Here is a 26,783-nt window from a genome sequence, read left to right as displayed (position 1 = left end):
AATTCACTCCAATTTATGGGGTTCACTTCAGTACGCAGCCGCTACTCACTTTTTTAATCCTGAATATCTAGCCCCAACGCCGCCGCAAAGGTCACGGCCTGCAGGGGGTCAATCTGACAGCCCCGGACCAGTCCGGGGGTAAAGGCGAGCGCCGTAATCTGGCTACTGCGTAAATCGACCAATTTTAGTCGACTTTCCGTAAAATCGGCGCGGGTCAAGTCGCAGCGGTTGAAGTTCAGATACCGTTTAACCGTCACCGCTTGAAAGCTTGCCTCTAGCAACCGGGTGTCGATCAGCGTCACCCCGGTGAGGACGGCCTCGGCGAAGTTGGCGTAGTCCGCTCGCGAGTCGACGATGGTCATATCCTTTAGCCGTGCTTCGGTGAAGTCGCTACCCAAGAGCTGGCAAGCATTGAACGCGCAACGATACAGATAGCTTTGCTGGAATTGGCAATTCAGAAACTGACAACCCCGAAAGTTACAGTCGAGCCACTCACTGCCCTTGAAATCTGTCTGCTGGAAGCGACATTTGTCAAAAGTCACCTCTTCAACCCGAATGTCTTGATTGGAGTAGGTCAACTCGCAATCCACGTATTGATTTCCTGCCGCTACGGCATCTAATGATAGCGTTTCTTCGGTGATCGTCGTCATTTTTTCATCCCCCTGACTTTAGTTGCACCTAGAATACCACAAAAAGAAGCCGCACCGCGGACAATGTCGGCGGGCGACTTCTGTTGTTTCACATGAAACAATTAGCGTAATTGATTCTGACGCTGCATCCCCCACACGTTCGGGAGAATCACGGCGCCAATGATGATGAGCACGCCGACAACCTGAAGCCAATCCACTCGTTCGCCTAAGACCAGAAAGGCAATCGTGATGGAGGCGGGCAATTCCAGTGACGACAGAATTGGCCCAATTCCGAGGTCTAGGTACTGCATGAAGATTGAGTAGGCCACCAGCGGGAAGACCATGGAGAAGATGGCAATCCAAAACGCCCATTTAACGGTATCAAACGTCACCGGTGCCGAGACAATCTGTGGTCCCCAAGCGACCGAAATCAGCAGGAAAGCCCCCACACACAGCAACCACGTCTTACTCATCGGGTCCAAGTTGTTCCCCAGCATCGCGGTAAACTGAATCGTGCAGGCATACGCGCAGGCCGCCAGAAAGGCCAGAAACAGGCCCCACAACGACAGCGACTGCGTAATCGGAAAGAGTCCGGCCGCCAGCACCGTCCCAATCAGGACCAGCACAATGCTGATGACCTGAAGCCGCGATGGTCGCCGCTTGTGAATAATGCTACCCAGCAAGACCGACAACCAGACCGCCTGCATCAGCATGACTGCGGCGGCCGCCACCGGAATTAATTTCAACGATTGAATATAGAAGGTATTGGTAAAACCAGAGGCCGTCCCGGCGGCCATCACCGCCAAGATCTGCTTCCAATTCGTATGTTGATACCGCAGCCACCGTCGCCGCGCAATGTGAATCACGCCGAGAATCACCACGGCACTTAGAAATGACCAGAATAATAGCGGTCCGTTGACCACACCCTCACTCCGGGCAATCTTCATCAGTGTGGCCGGGACGCCAAAACTAATCGCGCCCAACGCCACAAAGAATGGTGCTAACTTTCGCAAAAACATTCACCCCGTTCAATAAATTTCACCCTTTCATTATACGCCTCCTAAACTGCGGATGCCTGCAGATAATCGGGTAAAACTGTCGTGACCGGTGTAAAGTAACCCCGGCGGCCTTGGTGGCTCGCTTGGGCTAGCCAATTTGGCAACACCGGTTGGGGGCAGGTTCCCCATCTGAACTCTGGCTAGTCAATACGCGAGGCAACCCCCACTGGTATTTCTGCGCAAGCTACGGTATAACTAATATAGCGCTTACATAATCGGACTTTTCTGCTTAGTCTTTGAATAAATATCTACTTTTTGAATTTTATTTAACGAAAGTGAGGGGGTTCTCGTGAGTCTAGTAACCCGTTATCTGGCGGCCATCAATGCGCCGGCCGTCATCTTCAAGACCTTTCAGCATCGCCCCGAAGTCGTCTTTAAGCAGGGTAAACTACTGGCGGCCGCCTATACCGCTATCTTCCATGAAATCCCCAATCGGGAGACCGCCATCACCGTCTTTCGCCACAGTCAGAATCTCTTCTCCGTCTGCCTGATTCAGGACGAGCACACCTATATCTTGGGCCCCATCCTTCTCACCGATGTGACCAGTCGGCGGCCCAGCAGTACGGACGCCCGTACCATTTATCTGCCGCAGGTGCTGAGTACCTATTCGATTCCGCGGCAGCAGTGCATTGACCAGATTCTGGTGTTGGCGCAATTGCTGCGACTCCCACTGAGCGAGGCTGCCATCACCACCGCCTTTGACCAGGCCATCCCCTCCAATCAGTTCAACGACAAGCTGATTCTAGTGAACTTCGAGGACGAGGGTGCGCACGTCAGCTACGCCTATGAAAAAGCGTTGAAGACAGCCGTCGAGTTGGGCAAACCCTCGATGGTTCACGACGCCTTCATCGGCCTGGTGAACTCTGGGCGTATCGGAATTCTCGCGGACGGCAGTAATCTGCGAAACATCAAGAATTGGGGCATCATCAGCACGTCGGTGACCCTGCGCGCGGCCATTCATGCCGGCATGGATTTTGATCAGGCCTATTCACTCAACGACCATTACGTGCGGACGCTGGAGACGTTGACTACCTACGACGACGTGATGAGTGGCATTGAAACCATGATCAAAGACATGGCGCAACGGGTCCACCAACTCAAGGCCGTCCATCTATCCGCTCCGGTACGGCGGGCCTATCAGATCATCATGAACGGTCCCGAAACCAACGTCACCATGGGCCAACTCGCCAATCAGCTGGGAATTTCTCCCCACTATCTATCTGCATTATTTCACAGCGAGGTCGGCGTCACGATCTCTCGGTTCAAGATTCTCGTCAAGATTAACCGGGCGATTGAAATTCTCCAGACGACCAACCTGCCGCTCTCGGAAATCGCAGCCATCCTAAACTTTGCCGACCAGGCCCACCTGACCCGCGAGTTCAAACGCTTCGTGGGCGTACCACCAAATAAAGCCCGCAACAATCCGCATCTAACGGACGGTTGGCACCTCTATAACTTCACCAACATCAACGTGGGCTAATTATTAATAATTGATTATTAAAATCAGTTAATACTTAAAAACTCATCAACGGCCACACAGCGCACAAACGGGCCGCGGGAAAACTTCCCGCGACCCGTTTGACTGTTAAATTACGCTTTAAACTCCGACTTCACGTCATTGATAACTTCTTTTACATCACCACGGCCCTCACGCAGGTTGCCCTTGACCTTATCACCGAGGTCTCCGGTCAGAGACCCCTTTAACTGCTGGGCCTTACCTGCCACCTGGTCCACCGCACTATCCGCGCGGGACTGTAGGGCCTTGAATTGATCACGATCGGCGACCACCAAGTAGGCCAGCGCCACATTGGCCGCCAGACTGACACCGAGTAGTAGATTCTTCATGGTAAACTGCCTCCTTTGGCTTCGGCTTAACAATGATTATCCTTAAGTATACGGACGCCTGTACGCGGGCGCAATCAATCTGCTCAGACTGACGGTCGGCTGATATTAAAAAGGCGCCCAATCAATTGCTGATCGGACAACCCTTACTTAACTTCAACTCGGTTGGTACAGCTGAGCCACTTCTTTGGCCGTGGGATAGGACTTCTGCGTGCCGCGCCGTGTGACGGTAATAGCGGCGTACTCGTTGGCGTGACGCAAGGCCTGCGGCACCGTGTCCCCCTGCGCGAAGTAGTGGGCAAACGACCCGATGAAGGCATCGCCGGCCCCGGTGGTATCGACCGCCTCGACCTTGACAGCATCGATCAGCTGACTGGTCGTCGCACTGACCCACAGGACGCCACGCGACCCAATCGTAACCAAAACATTCTTGACGCCCATGTCGACCAAGCGCTGGGCCGCGCGGGAAATCTCGTCCATCGACTCCGTTGGCAAGCCAGTCAGGGTCGCCAGCTCCGTTTCATTCGGCGAGAAGAAATCGACCCGTCGCACGTGTTCCATGTCCAAATGGCTATTGGCCGGCGCCGGATTCAGCAGGATCGGCACCCCATACTGGTTGGCCAAATCAATCGCGTGGTAGTTAGTTTCCAGTGGGATTTCTTGTTGCAGAACAATTAATTTTGTATTCTGAATTAAATCGAGATGCGTATCCAAAACGGCCGGCGTGAGTTCGTTGTTGGCCCCTTTGATAATGAGAATGCGGTTGTCGGCGGTCGGGTCGACGAAGATCGGTGCCGCACCACTACTCTTGTGGCCCACGCCAACGCCCGTCACATCAATATTAGCGGCTTTAAAGTTAGCGACTTGCTGCTCGCCAAAGTTGTCGTCACCGACCATCGAGATGAAGCTCACCTGCGACCCCAAGTGGGCAGCAGCCACGGCCTGATTGGCTCCCTTACCACCAAAGCCCATCGAGAAGTCGGCGGCCTCCACGGTTTCACCCGCCACGGGCATGCGGTTGATATAAGTTGTCAGATCAATCATGTTGGACCCAATTACTAACACGTCACTTTTTTTCATACCTGGACACCTCTTTACTTTCTAAATTAACACAATTCACCGTTTATATAAACGCTTACAATATATTTCACAAAAGCGTAACTGGTATGAATAAGTGACTAATTTGACCACTAACGCCTCGACGTATCGGCCAATGGCGAATTGGCCGGTGATTCGCGTTTCATCGGTTGCCTAGACCGATTGACTAACTTTTCAATTATCAGTATGATTGGAGAAGTTGTGCAATTTAATAGAGAAGAGAAGGCCATTCAATGTCCAAGCAAATCAAGCAATCGTTATTTATCATGGTACTTGGCACTTTCTTCGGTATCCTGTGTTCCACCCTGATGAACGTTGCGTTACCAACGTTCATGACCGTCTTTCACGTCAACTCATCGACCGTGCAGTGGATCAGCAACGGCTACATGCTGGTCAGCGCGATGATGATTCCCGTGAGTGCCTATTTGATTAAGAAATTCACGTTTCGCCGGCTATTTATCCTGTTTACCGCCATCTTTCTGGCCGGGACCCTCCTGGGCAGTGTGGCGCAGAGTTTCTGGGTGCTGATCCTCGGCCGCATGATTCAAGCCACCGGTTCCGGTGTCATGATGCCGCTGGTCAATATCCTCGCCATTCGGTACGCCGCGCCCACTAAGAAGGGGGCCGTCATGGGAATTGTCGGCCTTGCCTTCAACTTTTCTCCCATTATTGGGCCCACGTTGTCCGGGGTCATTTTGACTTACTTCTCGTGGCGCTACCTGTTTATTCTGGTGGCGCCGTTCATCCTGATCGACCTGATTCTGGCCTATTACCGGTTACCCAGCGTCCCGACGAACGAATCGCCAACGCTGGACCGTCTCGGTTTGTTTCTAGTGAGCTTCGGGTCCCTCGGCCTGCTGTGGAGTTTCTCAAATGTCGGCCAGTACGCGCTGACCTCACCGTTTGTCGTGGTACCTTTCCTGATTGGGATCGTGCTTACCACCGCATTCATTCGGCAACAACTACATAGTGCCAACCCGCTGATTAACCCCAAGATTTTTAAGAGCGGGCAGTTCACCACCGCTACCAGCCTCAATGCGCTGATCGTGGCGACCATGTACGGCAACACCATTCTATTGCCGCTATTGATTCAGTCCATCATGCACCAGAGCCCCATTATCTCGGGAATTGCGCTACTGCCAGGGGCATGCCTCACGGGGGTCATGTCGCCCATCAGTGGTCGGCTGTATGACCGCTACCCCGTCCGTGTGATTGTCACCACGGGGCTGTTGATTGACTGTTTCGGGACCTTCATGCAAGCCTTTATCGACGTTAATGCTTCGGTGATCATGTTGACGGTGGGGCAGACTATCCGCCAACTGGGATTGGTGTTAATCCTGATTCCGATTCAAACGCACGCCCTGACGCACTTGCCCAACCGGCTCGTGGCCGATGGCGTGGCGACGTTCAACACGTTGCGGCAAATTTCCGGGTCATTTGGAACGGCAATTATTATCGCGACGATTAACCTTGCGACAAAGTTTTTCACGTCCCACCCCAACGCTCCTCAGATGGGGATTCAAGCGGGATTTGCCATGTGCCTGGCCTTTCTGATTATTGCGCTCGGCGTGTCCATCAAATTAATGACAGTCCGCGGCGTCCAAGAAGGTTGACTTCCCACCGGCCCCGTGCGATACTAGCTGATGGTGCCAAACCAAGGTAAGGGAAAGCGATCGGTGCGTAAGCATTCCGAAGGTCGCCGCACCTTACCACAGCAGTCCCGAGTAGAACGCGGGACTGCTTTTTTGTATAAGAGTGCGGAGTAAGCCGCTTAGATTCTGAGCATTAGGGAAATAAGGGGCTTCTGTTCGGCTATGCCGGACAGGAGCGGCTTATTTGTCTAAGCGGAAGAATCTGGCTTACGGAGCACGTTTCAAAGGCCGCAAATCTCCGTAACATAAACTACGAGAGCAAACCTAACGCTCTAAACCAGTCTAACCACTAGCAACTACGCCGGGCAGGAGTTCCTTATTTTTCTAAGCGGAAGAATCTGGCTTGCATAACGCGTTTCAAAGGCCGCAAGTTTCTGGATCATCCCCGCGAAGAACCAATCAAACGGGTCGGACGAGGGTGACTAGCAACAGCCAAACGCCGGTGCTTATCGGGGGCAAGCGCAGGGGGCTGCCCGAGGGAACGCGTTTCAGAGGCCGCAAATCTCCGTAACATAAACTACAAGAGCAAATCTAACGCTCTAAACCAGTCTAACCATCAACGGAGCACACTCAGTTTTCTAAGCAGAAGAATCTGGCTTACCTCTACATACGTCCCAACAACCACAAATCTACCTAACACCAATCCCCTACCGCTCATCCCCCGGCTTATAATCCGCCCAATCCGGCCGGGGTGCGCCCGTAGCTTCCGCTTCCTTAATAGCCGAGTAAAAGGCGACCTTCTGGGTAATGTGCCGGTGATACTGCGCCAGTTTGGCCAACTGCTGGGCGACGCTGACCTCGTGTTCTTTCAGTACCGTCAAGATTTTATCCAAATCAGTCCCCGTTTCCTGATAGCTCAGCAATGTTTGGAGCTCACTCATGCTCATCCCCGAGTTCTTAAAGCAGACGATGCTGTTTAATTTTTCCAAATTGGCCTCGTTATAAACGCGGTGATTGCCCCGCTGTTGCACGTTAGGAATCAAGCCCAAACGCTCGTAGTACCGCAACGTTGATGGCGCCAAGTGATACTGTTGGGAAACTTCTGAAATCGTCAATTCTGTCATGTTTGATCAGTCCTATCTTGCGAAATAAAAAACTTTACTTGAAGCGCGCTTCAAGTGCTATGCTAAATATAAATCAGAAGGGAAGGTTAACCACTATGGAATTTAGAAAGTTGGGAAAAACCGGTTTCAACATCAGCGAAGTTTCACTCGGCACCTGGCAACTCGGGGGCAAATGGGGCGCACCCTTTGACGAAAAGGACGCCCTCGACACCCTGGAAGCCGCCTATGACCGCGGCGTTAACTTCTTTGACACGGCCGATGGGTACCAAGATGGCATGAGCGAAAAGGTCGTCGGCCAATTTATTAAGCGCCACCCCGATGTCCACTACTCGACTAAGGTTGGGCGAAAAGAAATGCCCCTGACCGCGGACCATTTCAGTCCCAAGGCCATCAGAAGATACGTGGAGGAATCCTTGCAAAACATGCAAGTCGATTCGCTCGATCAAGTCCTGTTACACTGCCCACCGATGAGCATCTACTACCAACCCGAAACGTTTAAAACCTTGGACGACCTCAAAAAGGAAGGCAAGATTGCCAATTACGGCGTCAGCGTTGAACGGGTCGAAGAGGCGATTAAGTCGCTGGACTATGACATTTCCAGCGTCGAAATCATCTTCAACATGTTCCGGCTCCGCCCGGCCAGACTCTTCTTTGACCTGGCGAAAAAGGCCAACGTGGGAATCTTAGCACGGGTCCCTCTGGCCAGTGGCCTTCTAACCGGTAAATTCACCGCGGACACGCACTTTGATCCCGCCGACCACCGGATGAACAACCGAGACGGCCAGCACTTCAGCAAGGGCGAGACTTTCTCCGGCGTCGACTACCTGACCGGCGTCAAGGCGGCCCAAGAACTAAAGGAACGCCTCGGCACCGACAACTTGGCCGATACCGCCCTACGGTACATCCTGATGTTTGACGCCGTTTCGGCCGTCATTCCAGGAGCCAGCAATCCTCGTCAAATCGAACGCAACACTCATGCGGCCGAGATTAAGCCCCTGACGGCGGATCAGATGGCCGTTGTGACCGATGTTTACAATAAATACATCAAAGATCCCATCGAATACATGTGGTAATGTCTTCAAGAGCAGTTGGCCTAGGCCGGCTGCTTTTTGTTTGCCACCGATGTTTCACATGAAACATTGGCTAAACGAGATAGTCGGCCGACTGGTGGTCACGTTGCTGGGTCTTGCGAAACGCACTGGGCGTCATTCCCGACCACTTCTTGAACTGCTTACTAAAGCTGGCCTGACTGCTAAACTTAAGCTGTAGGGCGATGTCTTCGATGGAATTCTCCCCGATTTCCAGTAGCACCTTGGCCCGGCTGAATTGCCGCTCGTGCGCATACCCACTGGGCGTAATGCCATAGACGCGCTTGAAGATCCGGTGACCATACGTGGTGCTGACGTTGCGGGCGGCACAGACCGCCTGAAAGGTGCGGCGCGTTCCGTCATCGCGAAAGAGCCCACTCGCCAGCTTCTGTGCCAGGACCACCTCGCGCTCCGGATACTCCTGCGCCGCCGTCACCACCGGCTGTGCCTGAGACAACGTCGTCAGTAGCTCCAAAAAGAAGATCTCCAGCCGAAATTTACGGGCCGTGCCCTGAATATCACGGTCTTCCAATTCCATGAGCGACTGGATGAACTGGTGCGCCGCGCGGCTAACCGCGGAGTCCCGAGGAGCCACCACGTTTCCAAGATTTTTGATAATCTGCGTCTTGAGTTCTAAGTCCCCCACGTTAAAGTGGAAGCAGAAGAACTGGAGTCGATCCCCGCTAAAGTTGAAGCTTTCGTGGGGCGTTTCCGGCGTGATGATGATTGCCTCGCCGGCCTTAATTACCAGCCGACGCGGTCCCATGAATAGGGTCACGCTCCCCTGCAATACCGTAATCAGCTCAAATAACTGGTGCTGTTCCCGGGGATAGTGCCAACTGGGAAAGTTCCGTTGAAAATGACCGGCATACAGATAGATATTCGATTCAATGGTCTGAAACAAGTATTGTTGAGCCATCCAACCCGTCCCCTCTCTAAAAGCTTAGCTCCAGCCTACCATGTTGGCTTTGTTGCGGCAATCCCATTTGGTTTCCATTTGGACAAATTCAAGGTAGTAATCGCCATGGACGATTTTCCTGTAAGCGGTTACGATAAAAGAGTACCCGGGCTTATTTCTTGGAGTTTCGACCCGCTTATACCATTATTGCACAATCATCGAATCCTATTGGAGGCAGTTTAGTTATGAGAAAATTTAAACACGAATTTTGGACCACGACTTCTGGCGACCTCACCCAACGGCGTGCACCGCTGGCCACCCCGGATTACCAGACCGACGCGGCGACGGCCAAGAAGATCATCATCGATCCGACCGACAAGCACCAAGACTGGAAAGGGGCCGGAGCCGCCATCACCGACTCCGCCGCACATTTACTCTGGCAAGACATGGACGCCCAGCAACGTCACGACTTGTTGACCGAACTCTTCGATCCTGAGCAAGGCGGCTTCTCGAGCGTCCGGGTACCTTTAGGGTCGTGTGACTTCCAGAGTCAGGCCTACTACACCTACGACGACATGCCTTACGGCGAGCACGACAACAAGCTGGAACACTTCTCCATTGGCGAAGGCCAACCCGGTGCACCGGATGCGACGAAAGACCTAAAGAACATCGTGCCCGTTTTACAGGAAATCCTGCAAATTAACCCGGCACTGAAGATCATCGCCTCCCCGTGGTCCGGTCCCGCTTGGATGAAAAACACCGGTCACTTGACCCACGGTGGTCATCTGCGCTTTGGCGAATTTACCGGCAACGGCTACACCGAAGAGAACCGCTTCGAATACATCTACGCCCAATACTTCATTCGCTACATTGAAGAATATCGCAAGTTGGGGATTCCGATCTACGGCTTGACGATTCAAAATGAACCTTCGAACGCCGCTCATTGGCCAGCCATGATCTGGACGATTCCTGAATTGGCCAGCTTCGGCTACAAGTATCTGCGGCCAGCGCTGAATCGCGCCTTCCCCGACACCAAGTTATACCTGCTGGACGACAGTTTCCACGCGTTGACCAAGCCAATCGAAGAAGAAGTGACGCCGGCCGAGGCCGCCGCCTTTGACGGACTGGCGGTTCACACCTACTCCGGGCCATTTGAGAACCTCTACAACGCCAACCGGACCTATCCCAACTGGGACGTGGTCATGACCGAACGGCGCTGCATGATGACCGATGACCCCGAAGAGTCCGCTCACATCATGTTCAGCGTGATTGGCAACTGGCTGGTTCACAACGGCCTGAGCATGATTACGCTCTGGAACCTCGCGTTGGATGAACGGGGCTTGCCAAACGCCGCGGATTCCACCGGCCGGGAAGGGGTTGTCACCATCGACCACACCACCGGGAAGGTTCAGCGGAACCTCGAGTACTTCATGCTGCGTAACTTCGGCCAAGACGTACCGACTGGCTCGACCGTCATCGGTTCGACCAATTACACCAAGGACGGCTATACCGGTAGTCTCGGTTCCGTGGCCTTTCTCGGCGCTAACGGCGACATCGTGGCCCACCTCTACAACCCAACGGACACGCCCATCAAGGCGGCCGTGACGGTTAACGGCGATGGCGATCACTGGCAAATCGCGACGGTCCCCGCTTACGGTACGGTCACGCTACACAAGTCCGATGGCGAGATAAACACCTCGACCATCCCCGCCGACGATGACTTTGCACTGAACCCGACGCCGGCCAACCACGATGACGTGGCGCCTGGCCAGAGTGCCGGTAGCCAGCTCGTTTAAGCCTAACGTCTTTAAGCGCAACGTTTATGTCTCGCTGAATTAAATTTGATTCCCAAGAGTTCGGGCCCCGGTCCGAGCTCTTTTTGGCGTCTTAACTGCGAAACTATGCTACGCTTAGAATCGAAATCTCTCCGAAAGAAGGTCTCTGCCGTGAAAATCATCATTGCGCCCGCCAAAAAGATGGTTGTCGATCCCGACACCTTTGCCTGTGACGGCCGGCCGCAGTATCTGGACCAGACACGCCAAATCTTGATCCGGTTGCGGCAACTCGACTACGACCAAGCCAAGGCGCTCTGGCACTGTAGCAACAAGCTGGCCCGGCCGAACTACGCCTGGCTGCAAGAACTCGACTTAACCCGCCAGTTGACGCCGGCCTTGCTGGCCTTCAGCGGCATTCAGTACCAGTACATGGCCCCCGACCTGTTTACCGCACCGGCACTGGCATACGTGCGGGCCAACCTGCGCATTCTCTCCGGTTTTTACGGGATTCTGCGACCATTTGACGGCGTCGTCCCCTACCGGCTGGAAATGCAGTCACGGTTATCCGTTAATCATCACCATAACCTCTACGCCTTCTGGGGTAGTCAGCTGTACCGTGCGCTGACGCCGACGCCAGAACCGATTATCAACCTGGCCTCACAGGAATACGCCAAGACCATCAGACCCTACCTCGCGCCACAACAACCCTTTGTGACCGTCGTCTTCGGTAGTCTGGTCAACGGCCAACTCAAGGTGAAGGCGACGTTGGCCAAGATGGCCCGCGGTGAAATGGTCCGCTTCTTGGCCGAGCATCAGGTCCAGACGGTGGCGGCCGTCACGCGCTTCGACCATCCCGACTGGCAGTACGCACCGGACCGGTCGACGGCTAGTGAGCTGGTGTTTATTTATCGGCACTAGGAGGCCGCACATTCCCCCTATACTCTTACTAATGTAAAAAATCTGGTTTTGGTTGCGCGCCGGGGCGAATCCTTAACTATTCTTTAGAATTACCGCCAATGTTTCATGTGAAACATTGGCGACAAAAAAGGACCCAAGACGTTTGGTCTCAGGCCCCTAGCTTGGTGCGATGATGTCATGCAACGACCGTGACACCGGTCCGCTTCACCGGAACTGTATGGGTTAAGTTGTCCATGACCGGACAGGTGTTCTCGGTAAAGGTCATAAATTCCTGACACTTTTTTTTCGACTCGGGCGTATCCAAATGAACGGCCACACCGATGCGCTCCAGTCCCGGGCGCTGGGCATCGCTAGATTTTAACCCTTCTAGGGTGTAGTAAACATCCCGGTAGGTGAAGCCCTGTTGCTTATTGAAGGACGCCATCACGATGGCCTCGCAGGCCCCGAGCGCTTGTAACACCGCCTCGTGAGGGCTGTTGGCCGTCGTGGAATCAGGCGCTAATTTTACCGTAAAATCGCGAACGGTTGCTTGATATTCTTTCGGTTGGTCGGTACTGGTTACCTGAACTTTAAACGTCTCCATTGCCATGTTGACGGCCTCCTTTTAAACAATCTCAACTTGATCTAATGCGACCGTGACCCCATTTTTCAGCATATCTTCGACCGGACAATTAGCCGCTACCAAATCCGCAAAGCGGCCGCATTCGGCTTGCGAGGCTTGCGTCTTGAACTGAAGGGTATACCGAATTTCTTGAAATCCATTGCGAATGTCTGGGTCACCCATAAAGCCAGCAGCATCCAGATCACCTTCTAGATTGACGGTCATTTGCTCATATTCAAACTTGTTTTCCGGCGCCAATTCAGCCGCCGTTGCTTGGAGGGACGTGCCCAGTGAGCTCAAGAGTAGTTCCACTGGATTCATCCCCGTGTTCGTCCCACCCAAGCTCTGCGGCTCGTCGATGGTGGTATGTACGCCACGAGAATGAACGTCAACTTGTAGACCCGACATGGTTTTTCTGGCCGTTGCTTGATATCTTTCCATTGGTGTAGCCCCCTATTTCGTTTTGATAAGCGCTTACAACTTCATTATAATGAACAGCTGAGCAAAGTAAATAGTTAGCTAACTATCTATCTTTTAATTCGATACATGGTATAATAAGGCATCTAATTTCTTTCGAGGGCGGTGACTTCAATGGCAACATCTCAATTCGACTTGGACAGCTGTATCATGTGCATTACTTCCCGCAGTAGTAAGCTTTTCGCCAATAAATTCAACGACGCGTTGACCCCCATGGGCATCAACCGCAGCGCCTGGATGGCCCTCTACTACATCGATCAGCAGGCCCAAATCCGGCAGCGCGATCTGGCCGAGCTCATCGGCATCACCGGCCCTAGCATGGTCAAAATCGTCAATCAGTTGCGGGCCGACGCGCTCATCACGGTGGCGGTCAGTACCAAGGACCACCGTGCCCGCCTACTCACGCTGACGACGGCAGGTGAAAACCTGTTAAAGCAAAGTATTCCGCTAGCTGAAGCCTTCCGCGAACAGGTGACGGCCGGCATTCCGCAAGCCGATCTGGACACGCTCGATCGGGTGATGGAACAGATGATGGCTAACGCGAACGACCTTTAAGACCAAGCGAAACGCCCACTAACTTTCGATTAAGTTAGTGGGCATTTTTAATTTACGCATCATGTTGTGCCAACCACGTCGTCAACCGTGCCAGATAGGCGGCCGGTTCTTCGATGAAGGCCATGTGCCGACTGTGGGCGAACAGCGTCCATTCGGCGTTTGGCAGGTGATCGACCATCGTCTTGGCGATAAGCGGCGTACAGAGGTCATTGACACCACTGGTGACCAACGTGGGCGTCGTGATCCGAGCGAGTTTGGCCGTGTACTCGTAGTCTCTGAGGGTCCCCGTGGGAAAATACTCGTTGGGTCCCCAGGCCGTGTTGTAGGCCACGGTGCCCGGCCGTTTAGCCCGCCGTAAGAACGCCGGCGAGTCCGCCGTCACGGGGCCGGCCGCGTGACGCGTCATGAAATGTTGATTGGCCGTCTGATAGGCGGGTGTTGTGAAATCCCCGCTGCGTTCGGCTTGCGCGATAGCCGACTGGTCCGCGACACTCATGAATCCAATCATCCGGTGCTGTTCTCGCGCCCAGAGCTGGGCCGACGAAAGCGTGCTGGCCAGTGTGAGGCTCTGAATTCCCCGTGGCTGGTGGTCACACAGATAGATGATGGCCAGCATGCCACCCCACGATTGTCCCAATAGGTGAATCTTGGTCAACCCGAGATAGTCACGCAGGGCCTGCAGCTCGGCCACCCAGGTCTGCGCACGCCAAAGTTGCGGGTCGTCCGGCATGTCCGACTGCCCGCAACCGAGTTGATCGTACATCACGATGGGCCGCCCGGTCGTGGCCGTCAGTTCATCGAACGCTTCGAAATAATTGTGGGTCGACCCGGGACCGCCGTGTAACAGTAACAGCGGCGTTTGCCCGTTGTGCAGGTCCCCCACTATTCGGTAGTAGGTGTGGTACGTTTGAAACGGCATGTAACCTTCTTGTATCTGCATGAAATCACCTCCCTTTCAGCTTAGCAAAAACCCGAGAAGAAAGACAGAATCTGGTGAAATGCTGCCAATTAAAAGGGGCACCGCCAGTCTTTGGCGTTGCCCCTTAGTATTTAATCCTGTTCATCTTCGGCGAGTGTTTCTGGTGACTTAGCTGCTTTCTTATCCGGAAATAGCCGGAACATCACCCAGTTAAAGGCGTCCGAGGCGTAGCCGATCACGAAGATCCCCAGCAACATGGACCCGTAGAGTTGGACAACAAAGAGTGACCAGTTGTGGACGGTGATATTGGTGATGATGAGCATCGTGGTCCCCCAGGCAATGAGCCAGGCCGGCACAACGGTGAATTTCATGATGGTCCCCTGCAGAAACAAGACGATAAAGGTCATCACGCCAAACATCACGGCACTGGGCCATAGCGACGAAAGGCTGGGAATCTGTAGCAGGCGAAAGGCAATCAGCCCCCAGACAATCCCCAGCGCAAAGCTCAGCAGGATGTTCCAGAGCTTGTCCTTGGGAAAACCGGCGCCAAAGAAATACGAGACGGCAATAAAGGCCGCGGATCCCATCCATAGCGACAAGCCCCCCATAATCAGACTGTAGACCAGCGTGAACAGCCCAACGCCAAGCGCATCGAACCAGACTTTTTTACTAATTTTCATGAGCTACCCCTTTTACGTTAAAACGTTTGCATAATTTGTGTAATTGTCAGTTTACAGGATAGCTGATGGGAGGGCAAGGGAAATGGGTAAAACGTTGTAACAAATTGGTTTGATGCTAATTATCAATCGTTAATTATTAATAATAGTGGCAAACTGACTGGTTCTCAGTTCACCACTATTTGGATTGGCCAATTAAGACGTGATATAGTCTAAGATTTGAAATAAAGCCCGCCGATTCTCCGCGGGGACTGGCGTTGCTAGAATATCTGCCGCCGTTTGCTGGAGTACGGAGCCCGCAATGTAAGGGAAGTCATTGATGACCATTTCGCAAACATTAGCGGCCTCCGGTTCGATGTGAAATTGTAGCCCCACGACCCGATGATTCAGGACAAATCCTTGATTGGCAACCCGATCACTAGAAAAGAGTAGCTGGGCCGTCTCCGGTAAGGTAAACATCTCTTCATGCCAGTGGAGAACATTCAGTTGGGCGGATAACCCGGGAATCACGGTACCTTGCCGATAAACCGGGGCCCAGCCCACCTCCTTAGCGGGCGCCTTGGTTACCGGATACCCCAGCGTCTTGGTAATCTGCTGCGCACCGAAGCATGCGCCGAATATAGGAACGTCGCGGTTCAAAAGCTCCCTAATGAGGGCCCGCTCCTGCTTGATCCAAGGATACTCATCGTTAGGACTCATGGGACCACCCAAAACAACGAGTAGGTCCGTCTCATCCGCCGTCGGTAACTGACCGAATTGGTCGGGATGATACGTGTACAGCGTATATCCTCGCTGCCGAGCCCAGCTTACAATGGCTCCGGGTCCCTCGTCAGACGTGTGTTGCAAAACATTTAGACGCATGGTAATTCCTTTCCATCGACGGCAATGTTAGCCTGGGTATCGCCTGCAAATCCCTAGAATGGCCATAGTATAGCACAGTAGCGCGGCGCATGAAACTTACGTCAGACTAGGACTGCTTGGTAGCGCTAACGAGTCGCATATTTCCACGCATGATAATACGTATACAGTCCGGCCGAGGAGAGATATTTGACGGACTTGCCGTGAATCTTCTTTGTCCCCGTGTAAAAGAAGTTAAAGTCATCTTCATAAGCTGCGTAGAAGCCAAACAATTTCTTATGCTGTAACGTCTGGTGATAAACGTAGAGCTTCTTGCCGGTTAAGGTCTGTTCGTGATGCCACTTTCCCTGCTTATGTTGCCGGTAATACCACTTGACCTGGTGCTTCTTTACAATAATCTTGTTCGCACCGATCTCCTTGTCCCAGTTGTACCAGGTTCCCCGCGACCGCACCGGTGTGGTGTGCGTGTAGGCTATTCCCCGCAACGTTTTAGGCGAGCGCGCAGCGGCTGGTTGGGCGGGACCCAGCAGGCCACCTACGACCCCCACGGCGAGTAGTGTGCTTAATCCCAGTAACTTCTTGAACATAACATCCCCTACTTTCCTGCATTTTGAAGTTGGAGACTCTCCCTGCCAACTCCGCCTCTGATTATACAAGTTATGGGCGCCAAATGGTGACGTTGGGGCTAAAAACGGCGTGATTTTGAGGATAAATCACGCCGTTTAGGGAATTATTCCGTTATTTTTAATTTTGCCAAGTCAGCCGCCGAATACGCATAATCCACGTGCGCCATCCCCGGGACATCATCCCAGTGAACGGGGTAGCCCGCGCCGTGCGCACAGAAGACGGACCCCGGCGTGTTATCCAAATCACCGACCGGATCATAATCCGCGGCCGCAACGACTTCCGCCGCATTGTGGCACGGTCGGTAGCCGTCGATCAAACATTCCAGTTGGCCCTGACCGTGCGTGTAGGCATTGACTTCCTGCACGTAACCCTGCATCTCGCTGACCGGGGCCGTTCCCGTCAGAACCGTCATGCCCGCAGCTGCATTGGTACCAGCAGCTGTGTCGGGCGTATCAAACTGCCCATGCATGCGCTGAATATCCGTCATCGCTCGACCGACCTGCTCCTGACCGACCTCCAACCGGAAACGATACCATGGTTCCAGCAGTTCAGCGTGACCAGCTGCCTGCGCCATCATCAAACCTTGCCGTACCGCACGCCAGGTGGCCTCACGAAAGTCACCGCCCACCGAATGCACGATACTGGCACGACCGGTCACCAAGGCAATCTTGACGTCCGTCAGTGGGGCGCCCGTCAAGACACCCAAATGTTCCTTGGCCCGCAGGCTCGTCAGCACTTGATGCTGCCAGTTTTTCCCGAGAATTTCCAAGTCACAGTCGGCCGCAAAGGTGACGCCACTGCCCCGCGGTGCTGGTTGCATGAGGAGGTGAACTTCAGCGTAGTGACGCAACGGTTCGAAGTGGCCCACGCCTTCTACCGCCTGGGTCAACGTCTCCTTGTAGAGAATGCTCCCCGCGCCAAAACCGACGTCGAGGTTGAATCGTTCGCGTAAGATTTGCTGGAGAATTTCCAATTGAACGGCGCCCATGATCTGAACGCGAATCTCTTGTAAATGACTGGACCACGCCACGTGAAGCTGAGGATCTTCGTCCTCCAGCTGGCGGAGAATCGTCAGACACGTGTGAATATCATTGTCCTTGGGGTCCAACGTGTAGTTTAACACCGGCTGAATTTCCGGCGTTCGTCCCGCGGCCTGCTGACCCAACCCCTGACCCGGATGTGTCGCCGTCAGGTTAGGAATGGCACAGACTTCACCCGCAGTCACTTGGGACTGAATGGTGAATTTAGCCCCGTCATACACCCGTAGCGGATTCACCTTTTGTTCGTCGAGGATCACGTCTTTATTGGCTAAAACGCCCCCGGTTAACCGCAACCACGTGAGTCGCTCACCCTTATCGTCGTGAGAAATTTTAAAAACCTTCGCGCCAAATTCAGCGGGGTAGGTCACGGCCTGCGTCCACTGTTCGAGGCCCGCCAGTAGGCTGTCAATCCCAGCCAACTTCAAGGCCGCCCCAAAGTAACAGGGGAAAACCTGACGTGCCTGAATCATTTGACGCACGGTCGCATCAGCCACCGTGCCGCTATCCAAGAAGTCCGCCAGTACCGCGTCGTCTTGCATGGCGAGATCCTCGTAGGACGCCGCTGGAATAGCCCCGTCCGCAGTCGTCTCATCGTTAAAGGCAATACACCCCGGCGAAAAGACCTGTTGGAGCTGGGCCAAGACCCGCTCACGGTCGGCGGTATCCGCGTCCATTTTATTGACAAAGATAAACGTGGGGACCCGGTAATGTTGCAACAGGCGCCACAACGTCCGCGTATACCCCTGAATGCCATCGGTGGCCGAAACCACTAAGATGGCATAATCGAGGACACTTAAAACTTGTTCCGTTTGGGAGGCAAAATCCACGTGCCCCGGGGTATCCAGTAACGTGAGATCGAGGTCACCGTGCTGGAGACTCGCCTGATGGGAAAAGATCGTAATGCCACGCTGTTTTTCCAGATCATCGGGATCAAGAAAGGCGTCGCCGTTATCCACGCGCCCCAATTGCCGCAACGCGCCGGACCGGTATAACAACGCCTCTGACAGCGTGGTCTTCCCGGCATCGACGTGGGCAATAATTCCCGCTACGATGTGCTTCATGGTTGATTTACTCCTTCGAATTGCTCATTTAATTCGCTAAGTCTGGTACGTAGCGACCGCCGTCTTGTTTCGACAACCGTCATTCTTAACTATTATACTATCTCTACCAAGATTAACGAAATTCTGAGTTTCACTTGGATTAAATCAACTCGGCCCTCATCTCCCGGTGACAACTTGTTTCACATGAAACATCTCATGGTCCCGTGACAATACTCCAGATTAATTGGGTCGTGTACGTCGTCCCTGGCTGGAAGTCGCCAGTGGTCACCTTAATGGTTAGCCCTTGCCCCTGTGCCCCGCCGATTGAAGACAAGGTATCGCCAGCTTTGGTCGTCACAAGCGTCTGGTCTGCAGTCGACAAAGGTAACCGCGCCTGTTTACTCCCGGGATCAAAACTCATCGTAGCGGCCAGATTCGCTTGCCCATTGTTTAACGGTGCCGACTGGCGTAAATCGATGCGAGTAGCGGCCTTATTTTGCCGATTATCCGTAATATCCAACAATTCCCCATCCCCAGCGGCTTTCCCTGGTAAATTTTGCCCGAGATTTTGCATCGTTAGGCGGCCGAAATCGACATCATTAGCAACGGCCTTCAATTTGCCATCGGTAAAGTTTAGCTGGACATCATTCCCTGTAAAGGTACCCAGTGACTGACTGCGACTCTTATCGGCGTATCCCTGAAATGTAACGCCGGTTGAATATCTTAAATTTTGCTTCTGATGGTTTATGAATGACACACTAAACGTATGCGTCTTTTCATCCTTGAAACTCTGACCAGTCGCCAAGTAATTTTTCTGCGCGCCATTGTCTGTAGTCTTGTATCCAGCTGGTTTCCCATCCACCTCTACAAGGATGCCGTCCGCATCTTTCGGTAAATTAATGGAAAAGTCACCATCATCTAGTTTAGACGCCGCATTTGTATCCGTCACCGTCCCTGTTATCTGACAGATATCATTATAGTGTACGTTATCGAGCGTAGTTGACGGCTTACTATTCGTGCTTAAATTTTCCACCGTATTCGTGACGGTCACCTTTGGCGTTGGATCTGGAATTACGGTTAGTAGGGCCTGATTAGTCGTAATCGGGTGCAGTTTATCACCGGCATCCTTAATGGTCACCACGGCATAGTAGTGTTGTTGATTATCCGCCTGAGTAGACGCCGGCGTGGTGTAACTCAAGCCAGATTGCCCGTTAATCTTTGTACTGCGTCCTTGATTATCCACGCGATACCACGTGATATTCTCGGGTGTTTGATCGAACTTTCCCCGAATCGTAAACGTTGCCGTTTGCCCCTCATCAACCGTTTGCGAGTCTAGGCCACCACCAATCGTAATCGGTACCTCAGCCGCAACAGACGTCCCATCTGAATTGGTCAGCGTCCCTTTTATCTTGACGACTCCGGTCTCACCACTAATATTCGCCGTCACCTCACCCGTGTGTTCAGAAACGGTTGCCAGGCTCGTATCCGAACTCGACCAGATGATGTCCCCAGTGGCATTTACCGGCGTTGGCGTGGCATGGACATAAGTTTGTTGCGCATCTTTCTGATTGTTATACAGATAGTCGTTATCAGTTGTTACGGTTAAATCTGTTGCAGAGATTGGGACTGGAAAGGTAGTTATGGCAGCGACACGTGAATAGTAGGTCGTTGGTACTAACGGAAGTGTAACAACTTGCGGCCACGTATTTATAATATGATAGTACTTAAATCTTTGTTGATAGTAGACTGTCCCTACCTTCTCAGGCGTCACCATTAAGTTAGCGCCGTCTTTTCCCGGCATATCTTTCCAATTAACCCCCTCATCTTCTGACTGTGCCCATTGGAAATGATCCGTAGCATAAAGATAAAGTAAATCAAGTACAGAATGAGCAGTTCCTGTACTCAACATCTTCTCATGCCCAACAGAGGTATAAACATCCGCGGGTTGTAAATTAAATCCCGTATTCAAATACAAACCCAACATCCCAATCGGTGCCGGGCTAGGCTTCTGCATCCCCGGAATCGTCGCCGCGTACACAACAACCTCGCGTGACTGCGCCATTTGCTGACGAATCCCCATCATCACTAAGACAGCCAGCATTGCGACAAGCAGCCGAACCATCCTCCCCACGATCATGACAAATGCCTCCTCTGTATGTAATCCTTTCCTTGAGCGCATTTTCCGTTTCTTTCAACCAACGCTTAGCTGGATTAGAAGTTAATTAGGTTTACCATCAATTTAATTGTCGTAGGCCCAACGCTCATCCTTCTGTTTAAACTTCTCAACCTAATCAGACTAACCAACCCCTAGTTCTCACCGGCTAGTCCCATCAGAATATCAACTTCACTTTTTCTCTGACTCCAGTATACCAGATAATCACGCCCAAAGACCATTAGAATTGTAAATTATTTTTATTGTATTCTATTATAATTTTATTTATAAAAAAGTAGTGCTACCAGCCAATTCGACCAGTAGCCCTACTCTTGCCCACTAATGGGTCAAAATCTTCATTTAGGTCAAGCAAGTATCTTGTGGTAACTTCAACAATTGTGGTTTACTAAAGTAGTAGCCTTGTTTCAACCGAATCCCCAGCTTCTTGCTGAGGCGATTATCCGCTTGGTCCTCAATCCCCTCTAAAACGAGGCGTAGACCATACTCCGCGCTAATCGCGTGCCAGAAGTGGAGTTTCTGTAAAATATGGGGATCTTTGAAATCCCGGTTGAAGTTCTGCAAAGCAAATTTAATCTCTGAGGCTAACGGCAATAGTTCTTGAACATCCTTAAAGTAATTATCACCCGTCCCCACATCATCGAGGGACAGTTCCATTCCCTGGTCGATGAACCGCTTGAGTTGCGGCAACAGGTCGGCCATCGTGTACTTCTGAGGACCATCGTCTTCGGTTAACTCCACCACTAGTTTCGTGGGGTAGAGTTGTTCTTGACTCTTAATGATGGCGTTGGTAATCGGCGTGGTCATCAACTGCTCGCGACTCACATTCACCGAGCAGTAGCGGACCTTGAGTGATAACACCTTGGTCGTCTCCACGAGAAGATCCGCGATAATCTGCGGGTCGATGGCGGAAAAGGACTCTGGCAGTCGCCAGCCATCAGGGGTAAGTTGTTTCATCAACAGCTCGTAGCCAAAAATAGTTTTAGTGGCCGTATCAATCTGTGGTTGAACGAAATAACGATACGTGATTTTCAATAAAAATACCCCCTAAATGGATGGTTTGCATTAACTATAACATCAGTATACTATAAAAGACCGAAATAAGTTAAAAAAGAAAGGGCTTGTCTAAATGAAAGTCGTGATTATTGGTTGCACGCACGCCGGTATCGCTGCGGTCAAACAAATTCTTAAAAATTATCCCCAGGCGAAAATCGTCGTCTATGAGCGCCAGTCTGACATTTCTTATTTGTCTTGCGCCACGTATTTACATATTAAGGGGACCGTCCGCGCGTTGTCGGACGCCCAGTACCAGGAACCCGCTGATTTCACGCGCCGCGGCGTCGACCTGAACCTAAATTATGATGTCATCCGCGTCAACGCTCACGACCACACCCTGTTGGTCCAGAACCTCATCACCAAGGCCCAGACGACCGTGACTTACGACAAACTCATCATGGCGACCGGCTCGATCACGGCGATTCCCGCCATTCCAGGCATCGAGAATCCCCGCGTCCTGCTCTGCAAGACTTACAGTCAGGCCAATAACATCTGTACCTATACCGCTCAAAAACAAAAGGTCGCCATTATCGGGGGCGGCTACGTCGGCATTGAACTAGCCGAAGGGTATCGGGAGTCCGGGCACGAGGTCATTTTAATTCAACAGCCCGCGCACCTACTCGACGATTACGTTGAGCCGGAGCTATCTGAGAAGATTGCGCAGTTGCTCACGGATAAGGGCGTTCACGTTCTCACTAACACCCGAGTGACCGGCTTTCAGGACGCGCCGGATGGTCAGCTCCTGTTAAATTCAGAGGCCGGCGACTTCGAGGTCGATATGGCCGCCATCAGTGCGGGCGTTATCCCCCAAACGGAGCTTCTCCAGGGTCAGGTTGCCATGGCCCAGAACGGGGCGATTTTAACCGATGACTACATGCAATCCTCGGACCGCGACATTTTAGCCGCCGGGGACGCCGCCGTGAGCCACTACAATCCGATTAAGACGGTGACCTATGCGCCGCTGGTCTCTCACGCCATCCGTCAGGGTGCGCTGGCCGGTATCAACGTCTTTGAGCGTCGACTACGAACGATTGGCACCCAGGTCACGACGGGCATGTTGGTCTTCAATCACACGGTCGCCTGTACCGGCCTGACGCTTTCTCGGACGCGGGAAGCCAAGATTAATGCGGCGAGCGTCACCTACACGGGGCCTTACCGTCCAGACTTCATGCCCGACGCCTACCCAATTACCGTGATTTTAATTTACGATCGTAATACACGAAAGGTTCTGGGCACCCAGCTGATGTGTGAACACGACGTCTCGCAGGCGGCTAATACCGTGTCGGGCGTCATGCAAAACGGCGGGACCATCGACCAACTGGCCATGCTGGACATGTTATTTTCACCCAACTTCAACGAACCCTTCAACTACCTAAATCTCGCCGCACAAAAGGCGGTAGATCAAGAAAACGGGTATCTCAGAACTTAACTGAAGAAAAGAGGAATCACCGTGACTGCTTACCACTTATTAACGCCACACAGCGCCACCTGGTTGGCCGCCGCCGAACAGATCGGGACGATTGACTGGCCAGCCGGCGCCCACCTCGCGAAGCGCATGAAGACCGCCACGTGGCAACAGTGGGAACGCGTCGTCTATGCCACGGACGGCGATAAAATGGCCGGCTTCTGCGCGCTGTTGGCAACGGACATCGTGCCCGACACGCCCTACTCTCCGTTTGTTAGCTCGGTCTACGTGAGTCCCGATGATCGCGGTCAGGGGATCAGCTTGCGTTTGGTCCAGCAGGCGGAAGCGGCGGCCCAGGCGGCAGGTATCGACGAACTGTACATCGTTACCCGCCACGTGGGTCTATACGAGCACTTGGATTACGAATTGGTCGATCGCCGAGAAGATCAGTTTGGCCGGCTGAATCGTATCTTGTATAAAAAACTTAGTTAATTAAAGCGCGTCAGTCGGGAGAAGTTACCAGACTGGCGCGCTATTTTTGAAGTCATGTTTCACATGAAACATTTCAAAGGCGGCTTACTCATCCAACTGGACGAAGGCCGTGTGTCCGAGACCGCCACCAACTTGCATGACACTGCCACCGTGACGGAGTTTGCCCAGGTTAACTGGCCGGAAATTGAGGGGCTTCACCAGGTCGGCGAAAGTGCGTTTGGCCTCACGATCATCCCCAGCATAGAAGAGCACCCGGCGACCAGGACCGGCGACCTGCCCCGTCATGAGCTCGTGCGGCAACGTGTTGAAGGCCTTGATGACTCGCGCGTTGTGGGCCGCGGCGGCGATGACCTCGCTTCCGGTCAATGGTCGTGTATCAATCTTTTTGAAATCGGCGGTAAATTGATTGGTCACGTCCACGACGATCCGTTGCTGGTAGTCCGTCACCTGTCGGAGCACATCGGGCGCGACAGTAAAGGGCACCGCGATGATGACCAGTGGTTGCTGCAAGGCCACGGTCACCTCGTCAAACGTCACGTTGTCGGCAAATTCCGCATGCCGCGCCGCCAGACTGGCCGCTCCACCGGCGTGACTGAGGATAATCGTATTGTCCCCGCGACTAAACGTTTGCGTCAAAATCGTGCCGACCGTACCAGAACCTACAACCCCAATTTTCATAGAAATCACCCTTTCAGTAAGACTTGCTAGGACTAGTCTACGGGAGTTTGGTGGCGAAGAGAAGTGATTTGCCTCTTTGGCGTTGTACAAGGCATAATTCGGGGAAAGCTAGCTTTGAAAAAGCCCCCGACTTTCGTCATACTAAACCCAATTGAGGGGGGATTTAGGTGTTTAAACCAGTCAAATACTTAACCATTATCCTAGTAAACGCCGCCTGTTTGTTAGGATTGGGCGCCACGCTATCGGCCACAACGACCGCCTACGCAGTCGCCAAGAAGGCAAAGGTCCATAAGAAGAAAAAGGGACCCAAAACATACAAGGTTGGTAAGACCCGGTACACCATGAAACAGCTTCGTAAGAAATACCACCTGCCCTATTCCAGCAACCTTTACAAAACAATACTATAAGAGTGTTTATAACGGCTACGATGGGCGGTCACATACCATCTATTCGGGTACTTTCAATATTTTTACGAATACCAATCACGTCAAGCATCAAACGAAGCGTTCAACTACTTACTATACCTTTATCAGCGTTTACCTCGTTCGGCCCAAGCATTCCAAACGACCTTACTGGAACTACGAATCCCATGCCATCGATGCCAAAACAGGCAAGATGTATCATCTGATTCGTATTGGTTCGGCCGGTGACAAGGGCTAGCGCAACGCATTTGCTTATCTGTTCACTTAAAAATAACCTACCCACTGTGTCTTGAAAGAAATTTCAAGTCTTGGTGGGCGTTTTATTTTCGAAAGATCAATTCTTTCGAAAACGATTTCACTTACAATTTGGTATCTAAATCCCGGAAAGCGACGGCAATTCCCCTCGTAACTGCTATAATAGCAATAGCTTTTTTACGAACGGCTAACTAAATTTTATAGTAGGAGTTATCACGCACACATGAATAAAATTTTACAAGAACAATTCTTTGTCGATGATCTCTCGGACGATCAAAAATCGGTGATCACCAACCTCAACGCTTACATCAAGCAGGGTCTGACCGGTGACACGTCTTCCGTGGCCATCATCGAAGGCGCTGCGGGGACCGGTAAATCAGTTGTCCTGATGGAGCTGGTGCGGCAGTACATGACCGACCGGCACTACAAGACCTCACTGGTGGTCAATCACCCGGAGCTGTATAAGGCCTATCGCGACCTGGCCGCCTCCATTCCCAACATGAAAGCCAGCGAGATTCGGCGTCCAACGTCGCTAATTAACTACGCACAAAAGAACCATAAGAAATACGACATCATCTTCGTTGATGAAGCCCACCTACTCTACTCCAAGTCTGAACCGTACGCGCACTATCGCGGGCAAAACCAGTTGACAGACTTGATGAATCTGGCCAAGGTGGTCGTGGTCGTTTACGACTTTGATCAGGTCTTCCAGTCTAAGATGTATTGGGACCAGAACTTACTTTATAAGACGATTGGTAACCATCCACATAAGTTATTTAGTATGAACTTCCAATATCGGATGGTCGCCAGTGACGATCAGATCGCCTGGATGGACGACTTAACCGCCGAGAAACCCATGAAACCCTTCCCGGACGATAGTCGTTTTGAATTCAAGATGTTCGACACGGCCGGCGCCATGTTTGACAAGATTAAGCAACGGAATAAAGAAGTCGGCATGAGTCGGATGGTTGCCACCTCGGGCTTTCCGCGAATCGACGGCCGGCACAACGTGGAGATGGATAGCTTCAATCTTCCGTGGGACGAATGGGATCCGCAACGTACCCACTGGGCCAAGCGAGAAGGCTCCATCACGCAGGTCGGCACGATTTACACGCTACAAGGCTTTGATCTGAACTACGTGGGCATGATTATCGGGCCGTCCTTTGGCTACGACCCACAGACGGATACGATGACTATCATTCCTGAAAAATACTCCCACAAGGAAATTTTCAAGAAGCGTAAGGACCGGCATTTCACCCAAGAAGAGTACAAGACTTTCATCGCTAACGTTCTGAACGTGTTGATGAAGCGCGGTAAGTACGGCCTGTACCTGACGGCCTACGACGATGCACTGCGCCACCGATTGTTGGAATTGGGAACGACTGGGAAATAGTTTTTCTTGAAATACATTGGTGTAAAGCTTCCTCTAATTAGCGGTTACCATTGGCTAGGGGGAGCTTTTTGTCTTGGGTGATGCTTTTCAAGATTA

Annotated in this window: 26 protein-coding genes; 10 read left to right on the top strand and 16 right to left on the bottom strand. The window is 52.4% G+C overall.

All coding sequences use genetic code 11. From position 1 onward, the window contains the following. Nucleotides 1-53 precede the first annotated feature (53 nt). Both KB236_10030 and KB236_10025 read right to left on the bottom strand, forming a co-directional pair. Nucleotides 54-650 (bottom strand): pentapeptide repeat-containing protein, encoded by a 597-nt coding sequence (locus KB236_10030; GenBank protein ID UIF28857.1) that lies wholly within the window; start codon nt 648-650, stop codon nt 54-56. Between the two features lie 101 nt (nt 651-751). After that, nucleotides 752-1,642: a DMT family transporter gene (locus KB236_10025; protein ID UIF30346.1), complete on the bottom strand. Its 891-nt coding sequence runs from the start codon at nt 1,640-1,642 to the stop codon at nt 752-754. A 334-nt stretch (nt 1,643-1,976) separates the two neighbouring features. Between KB236_10025 and KB236_10020 the strand changes: the two genes are divergently transcribed. After that, entirely contained in the window at nt 1,977-3,167 is a 1,191-nt protein-coding gene (locus KB236_10020) for an AraC family transcriptional regulator (GenBank protein UIF28856.1), read from the top strand. A gap of 110 nt (nt 3,168-3,277) precedes the next feature. Here the strand turns inward: KB236_10020 and KB236_10015 are convergent, their stop codons facing one another. Beyond that, nucleotides 3,278-3,532 carry a CsbD family protein gene (locus KB236_10015; protein UIF28855.1) on the bottom strand — a complete coding sequence of 85 codons (255 nt, stop codon included), beginning with the start codon at nt 3,530-3,532 and terminating at the stop codon, nt 3,278-3,280. Between the two features lie 153 nt (nt 3,533-3,685). Continuing rightward, nucleotides 3,686-4,609 carry a ribokinase gene (gene rbsK, locus KB236_10010; protein UIF28854.1) on the bottom strand — a complete coding sequence of 308 codons (924 nt, stop codon included), beginning with the start codon at nt 4,607-4,609 and terminating at the stop codon, nt 3,686-3,688. Nucleotides 4,610-4,860: 251 nt separating this feature from the next. On the opposite strand from rbsK, the gene KB236_10005 reads away from it, so the two are divergent. Continuing rightward, nucleotides 4,861-6,240: a DHA2 family efflux MFS transporter permease subunit gene (locus KB236_10005; GenBank protein ID UIF28853.1), complete on the top strand. Its 1,380-nt coding sequence runs from the start codon at nt 4,861-4,863 to the stop codon at nt 6,238-6,240. 686 nt (nt 6,241-6,926) lie between these two features. Here KB236_10005 and KB236_10000 read toward each other — a convergent pair. Further along, on the bottom strand, nt 6,927-7,343 hold the full coding sequence (locus KB236_10000) for a MerR family transcriptional regulator (GenBank protein UIF28852.1): 417 nt from the start codon (nt 7,341-7,343) through the stop codon (nt 6,927-6,929). A 95-nt stretch (nt 7,344-7,438) separates the two neighbouring features. Between KB236_10000 and KB236_09995 the strand changes: the two genes are divergently transcribed. Further along, a complete protein-coding gene (locus KB236_09995; protein UIF28851.1) occupies nt 7,439-8,416 on the top strand; it encodes an aldo/keto reductase in 978 nt (325 codons plus the stop codon). Between the two features lie 70 nt (nt 8,417-8,486). Here the strand turns inward: KB236_09995 and KB236_09990 are convergent, their stop codons facing one another. Further along, nucleotides 8,487-9,350 (bottom strand): AraC family transcriptional regulator, encoded by an 864-nt coding sequence (locus KB236_09990; GenBank protein ID UIF28850.1) that lies wholly within the window; start codon nt 9,348-9,350, stop codon nt 8,487-8,489. Between the two features lie 224 nt (nt 9,351-9,574). Between KB236_09990 and KB236_09985 the strand changes: the two genes are divergently transcribed. Together KB236_09985 and yaaA are read left to right on the top strand one after the other, a co-directional pair. Then, nucleotides 9,575-11,125 (top strand): glycosyl hydrolase family 30, encoded by a 1,551-nt coding sequence (locus KB236_09985; protein ID UIF28849.1) that lies wholly within the window; start codon nt 9,575-9,577, stop codon nt 11,123-11,125. Nucleotides 11,126-11,275: 150 nt separating this feature from the next. After that, complete coding sequence (gene yaaA, locus KB236_09980) at nt 11,276-12,022, top strand: peroxide stress protein YaaA (protein UIF28848.1); 747 nt, start codon at nt 11,276-11,278, stop codon at nt 12,020-12,022. Between the two features lie 175 nt (nt 12,023-12,197). Here the strand turns inward: yaaA and KB236_09975 are convergent, their stop codons facing one another. Both KB236_09975 and KB236_09970 read right to left on the bottom strand, forming a co-directional pair. Beyond that, on the bottom strand, nt 12,198-12,611 hold the full coding sequence (locus KB236_09975) for an OsmC family protein (protein ID UIF28847.1): 414 nt from the start codon (nt 12,609-12,611) through the stop codon (nt 12,198-12,200). Nucleotides 12,612-12,626: 15 nt separating this feature from the next. Beyond that, complete coding sequence (locus KB236_09970) at nt 12,627-13,064, bottom strand: OsmC family protein (protein UIF28846.1); 438 nt, start codon at nt 13,062-13,064, stop codon at nt 12,627-12,629. Between the two features lie 150 nt (nt 13,065-13,214). On the opposite strand from KB236_09970, the gene KB236_09965 reads away from it, so the two are divergent. Then, nucleotides 13,215-13,655 carry a MarR family winged helix-turn-helix transcriptional regulator gene (locus tag KB236_09965; GenBank protein UIF28845.1) on the top strand — a complete coding sequence of 147 codons (441 nt, stop codon included), beginning with the start codon at nt 13,215-13,217 and terminating at the stop codon, nt 13,653-13,655. 52 nt (nt 13,656-13,707) lie between these two features. Here the strand turns inward: KB236_09965 and KB236_09960 are convergent, their stop codons facing one another. The 7 genes from KB236_09960 to KB236_09930 form a co-directional block, all read right to left on the bottom strand. Further along, nucleotides 13,708-14,595 carry a proline iminopeptidase-family hydrolase gene (locus KB236_09960; protein ID UIF28844.1) on the bottom strand — a complete coding sequence of 296 codons (888 nt, stop codon included), beginning with the start codon at nt 14,593-14,595 and terminating at the stop codon, nt 13,708-13,710. Between the two features lie 110 nt (nt 14,596-14,705). Further along, nucleotides 14,706-15,254 (bottom strand): DUF1097 domain-containing protein, encoded by a 549-nt coding sequence (locus KB236_09955; GenBank protein ID UIF28843.1) that lies wholly within the window; start codon nt 15,252-15,254, stop codon nt 14,706-14,708. A gap of 192 nt (nt 15,255-15,446) precedes the next feature. Further along, a complete protein-coding gene (locus KB236_09950; GenBank protein ID UIF28842.1) occupies nt 15,447-16,112 on the bottom strand; it encodes a type 1 glutamine amidotransferase in 666 nt (221 codons plus the stop codon). Between the two features lie 125 nt (nt 16,113-16,237). Then, complete coding sequence (locus KB236_09945) at nt 16,238-16,696, bottom strand: hypothetical protein (protein ID UIF28841.1); 459 nt, start codon at nt 16,694-16,696, stop codon at nt 16,238-16,240. Between the two features lie 143 nt (nt 16,697-16,839). Then, nucleotides 16,840-18,837 carry a TetM/TetW/TetO/TetS family tetracycline resistance ribosomal protection protein gene (locus KB236_09940; GenBank protein UIF28840.1) on the bottom strand — a complete coding sequence of 666 codons (1,998 nt, stop codon included), beginning with the start codon at nt 18,835-18,837 and terminating at the stop codon, nt 16,840-16,842. A gap of 193 nt (nt 18,838-19,030) precedes the next feature. Then, a complete protein-coding gene (locus tag KB236_09935; protein UIF28839.1) occupies nt 19,031-20,917 on the bottom strand; it encodes an Ig-like domain-containing protein in 1,887 nt (628 codons plus the stop codon). A 411-nt stretch (nt 20,918-21,328) separates the two neighbouring features. After that, nucleotides 21,329-22,021 (bottom strand): EAL domain-containing protein, encoded by a 693-nt coding sequence (locus KB236_09930; GenBank protein UIF28838.1) that lies wholly within the window; start codon nt 22,019-22,021, stop codon nt 21,329-21,331. Between the two features lie 94 nt (nt 22,022-22,115). Between KB236_09930 and KB236_09925 the strand changes: the two genes are divergently transcribed. Then, nucleotides 22,116-23,471 carry an FAD-dependent oxidoreductase gene (locus tag KB236_09925; GenBank protein UIF28837.1) on the top strand — a complete coding sequence of 452 codons (1,356 nt, stop codon included), beginning with the start codon at nt 22,116-22,118 and terminating at the stop codon, nt 23,469-23,471. 21 nt (nt 23,472-23,492) lie between these two features. After that, nucleotides 23,493-23,939 (top strand): GNAT family N-acetyltransferase, encoded by a 447-nt coding sequence (locus KB236_09920; GenBank protein ID UIF28836.1) that lies wholly within the window; start codon nt 23,493-23,495, stop codon nt 23,937-23,939. An 84-nt stretch (nt 23,940-24,023) separates the two neighbouring features. On the opposite strand, the gene KB236_09915 is transcribed toward KB236_09920, so the two are convergent. Beyond that, nucleotides 24,024-24,617: an NAD(P)-binding domain-containing protein gene (locus KB236_09915; GenBank protein UIF28835.1), complete on the bottom strand. Its 594-nt coding sequence runs from the start codon at nt 24,615-24,617 to the stop codon at nt 24,024-24,026. A 167-nt stretch (nt 24,618-24,784) separates the two neighbouring features. On the opposite strand from KB236_09915, the gene KB236_09910 reads away from it, so the two are divergent. Both KB236_09910 and KB236_09905 read left to right on the top strand, forming a co-directional pair. Then, complete coding sequence (locus tag KB236_09910; protein UIF28834.1) at nt 24,785-25,024, top strand: hypothetical protein; 240 nt, start codon at nt 24,785-24,787, stop codon at nt 25,022-25,024. A 493-nt stretch (nt 25,025-25,517) separates the two neighbouring features. Next, nucleotides 25,518-26,687: a DUF2075 domain-containing protein gene (locus KB236_09905; GenBank protein ID UIF28833.1), complete on the top strand. Its 1,170-nt coding sequence runs from the start codon at nt 25,518-25,520 to the stop codon at nt 26,685-26,687. The last annotated feature ends 96 nt before the right edge of the window (nt 26,688-26,783 follow it).

The organism is Levilactobacillus brevis, from assembly GCA_021383565.1.
GTDB lineage: Bacteria > Bacillota > Bacilli > Lactobacillales > Lactobacillaceae > Levilactobacillus > Levilactobacillus brevis_B.
The sequence above is the reverse complement of the archived record's forward strand: the minus strand, read 5'-3'. Positions and strand labels throughout refer to the sequence as shown.

What these genes read in the sequence shown, in the direction of transcription:
- KB236_09925 (UIF28837.1), top strand. Translation starts at nt 22,116, where the DNA reads ATGAAAGTCGTGATTATTGGTTGCACGCACGCCGGTATCGCTGCGGTC.
- KB236_09985 (UIF28849.1), top strand. Translation starts at nt 9,575, where the DNA reads ATGAGAAAATTTAAACACGAATTTTGGACCACGACTTCTGGCGACCTC.
- KB236_09915 (UIF28835.1), bottom strand. Translation starts at nt 24,617, where the DNA reads ATGAAAATTGGGGTTGTAGGTTCTGGTACGGTCGGCACGATTTTGACG.
- rbsK (UIF28854.1), bottom strand. Translation starts at nt 4,609, where the DNA reads ATGAAAAAAAGTGACGTGTTAGTAATTGGGTCCAACATGATTGATCTG.
- KB236_09990 (UIF28850.1), bottom strand. Translation starts at nt 9,350, where the DNA reads ATGGCTCAACAATACTTGTTTCAGACCATTGAATCGAATATCTATCTG.
- KB236_10015 (UIF28855.1), bottom strand. Translation starts at nt 3,532, where the DNA reads ATGAAGAATCTACTACTCGGTGTCAGTCTGGCGGCCAATGTGGCGCTG.
- KB236_09905 (UIF28833.1), top strand. Translation starts at nt 25,518, where the DNA reads ATGAATAAAATTTTACAAGAACAATTCTTTGTCGATGATCTCTCGGAC.
- KB236_09965 (UIF28845.1), top strand. Translation starts at nt 13,215, where the DNA reads ATGGCAACATCTCAATTCGACTTGGACAGCTGTATCATGTGCATTACT.
- KB236_09945 (UIF28841.1), bottom strand. Translation starts at nt 16,696, where the DNA reads ATGTTCAAGAAGTTACTGGGATTAAGCACACTACTCGCCGTGGGGGTC.
- KB236_09940 (UIF28840.1), bottom strand. Translation starts at nt 18,837, where the DNA reads ATGAAGCACATCGTAGCGGGAATTATTGCCCACGTCGATGCCGGGAAG.
- KB236_10005 (UIF28853.1), top strand. Translation starts at nt 4,861, where the DNA reads ATGTCCAAGCAAATCAAGCAATCGTTATTTATCATGGTACTTGGCACT.
- KB236_09935 (UIF28839.1), bottom strand. Translation starts at nt 20,917, where the DNA reads ATGCTGGCTGTCTTAGTGATGATGGGGATTCGTCAGCAAATGGCGCAG.
- KB236_09955 (UIF28843.1), bottom strand. Translation starts at nt 15,254, where the DNA reads ATGAAAATTAGTAAAAAAGTCTGGTTCGATGCGCTTGGCGTTGGGCTG.
- KB236_10000 (UIF28852.1), bottom strand. Translation starts at nt 7,343, where the DNA reads ATGACAGAATTGACGATTTCAGAAGTTTCCCAACAGTATCACTTGGCG.
- KB236_09970 (UIF28846.1), bottom strand. Translation starts at nt 13,064, where the DNA reads ATGGAAAGATATCAAGCAACGGCCAGAAAAACCATGTCGGGTCTACAA.
- KB236_10030 (UIF28857.1), bottom strand. Translation starts at nt 650, where the DNA reads ATGACGACGATCACCGAAGAAACGCTATCATTAGATGCCGTAGCGGCA.
- KB236_09975 (UIF28847.1), bottom strand. Translation starts at nt 12,611, where the DNA reads ATGGCAATGGAGACGTTTAAAGTTCAGGTAACCAGTACCGACCAACCG.
- KB236_09950 (UIF28842.1), bottom strand. Translation starts at nt 16,112, where the DNA reads ATGCGTCTAAATGTTTTGCAACACACGTCTGACGAGGGACCCGGAGCC.
- KB236_09960 (UIF28844.1), bottom strand. Translation starts at nt 14,595, where the DNA reads ATGCAGATACAAGAAGGTTACATGCCGTTTCAAACGTACCACACCTAC.
- KB236_09995 (UIF28851.1), top strand. Translation starts at nt 7,439, where the DNA reads ATGGAATTTAGAAAGTTGGGAAAAACCGGTTTCAACATCAGCGAAGTT.